This is a genomic window from Micromonospora sp. ATLC20, assembly GCF_057196585.1.
The window spans coordinates 1-1406 of record NZ_JBXUOV010000375.1 but is presented as its reverse complement, the minus strand read 5'-3'; the positions used below and the strand labels follow the sequence as shown (position 1 = coordinate 1406).

2 protein-coding genes are annotated in these 1406 nt (G+C 75.3%); one reads left to right on the top strand and one right to left on the bottom strand.

From position 1 onward, the window contains the following. Positions 1-330: 330 nt before the first annotated feature. The gene (locus AC2CHG_RS31395; RefSeq protein ID WP_357208728.1) at positions 331-555 is read left to right on the top strand and encodes a CDGSH iron-sulfur domain-containing protein; all 225 of its coding nucleotides are present in this window, start codon (positions 331-333) and stop codon (positions 553-555) included. Positions 556-685: 130 nt separating this feature from the next. On the opposite strand, the gene AC2CHG_RS31390 is transcribed toward AC2CHG_RS31395, so the two are convergent. Next, a partial coding sequence (locus AC2CHG_RS31390; protein WP_484526208.1) for an iron-containing redox enzyme family protein occupies positions 686-1406 on the bottom strand: 721 nt, incomplete at its 5' end.

Sequence of the window (1406 nt, the reverse complement as noted above, 5' to 3'; positions counted from 1 at the left end):
GGCGGGACAGTGCGCCCGGGTGGCCGAGGTCGCCGCAGTCGTCGCCGCGCAGCGCCCGGGCGGTCGCGGCGACCAGGATCCGGGCGGCGCTGCCGGCCGCCACCACCCGCTCCACGGGCAGGCCCGCGCCGCCGGCCCGTTCGACTCGTTCGCTCACCACGCGGCCCGGCTTCCCGTCCCTCTGGGGTCTAAACGGGGCATCTCCCCACGGGTCAGGACCAAGGCCCGCCCGGTACCGGCACCGCCCGCGACACTCAGGTGCGCCGTCGCGCCGCGTGCCCGCCGTCGCGGGCGGGTTTGGGCCGGACCGGGACGGGCACTGCACGGCGCATGCCCGACGACGAGAGCACCCCGGCGGCGACCATCACCCCGTACCGGGACGGACCACTGCTGGTACGCGGCGACTTCGCGCTCGTCACGCCCGAGGGCACGCCGATCGAGACGCGCCGGGGCACGGTGGCGCTGTGCCGGTGCGGCAAGAGCGCGATCAAGCCGTTCTGCGACGGCACGCACAAGGTGGCCGGTTTCCGGGCCGGCAGCGACCGCGCACCCTGACCCCGAACCCCCGCGCCCCTCCCCGCGATCTTGCACTTTGGTACCCGGCAAAGGGAGCGAACCCGGCATCCCGAGGGCCCGAACTGCAAGATCGCGGGGGCGGGGGCGGGGGCGGCGAGGGCGGGGCGGGTCAGGCTGCGGCCAGGGTCTCGGCTCGCGGGCGCAGTGAGGAGTGGCCGGCGGACCAGGCTTCGACCAGGTGCGCGGCGAACAGGGCGTCCAGCGCCAGCGCGGCGGCGGCGCCGAACAGCACGTCGGACGCGAGCGCCGGCTCGGCCCGGACCAGCCCGCCGCACATGTCGTACGCGGCGATCTGCTCGTGCACGGCGTCGGCCTCGACGTGCTCGTCGTAGAAACGCGTGGCGACCGCGTCGAAGCCGAGCCGGCGCAGTCCGTTGCCGTAACGGCGGTTCGGCAGCGACGAGGTCATCTCGTACGCGGCCAGGTGCCCGAGCAGCGCCCCGCGCAGCCGCCGGTGCAGGCCGAACAGCGACATCAGGTTGTTGGTCGCCAGTGTCACCGCGGGCACCCGGTCCAGGTGGGCGGCGTAACCGGTGTCCAGGCCGAGCCGGTCCATCGTGGTGCGGAACAACTCGGCGTGCATCAGGTCCAGCCGGCCGTTGCCGTACTCGTCGGTCTGGATCTCCACCAGCGCCGCCTTCGCCGGGCCGCCGAGCCGGGGCAGCGCCCAGCTGTGCGGGTCGGCCTCGCGCAGGTGATAGATCGAGCGGTGGACGACGAACTCGCGGAACCGGTCGAGATCGGCGCGGCGCTGCAGCGTGGCGGCCAGTGGCGGGCCGTCGTCGGCGGCCACCAGGTCGGCCAGCGCACCCGGCACGCCGGCCGGCAGC

Coding starts and splice junctions, on each gene's coding strand:
- AC2CHG_RS31395 (WP_357208728.1), top strand. CDS start 331: ATGCCCGACGACGAGAGCACCCCGGCGGCGACCATCACCCCGTACCGG.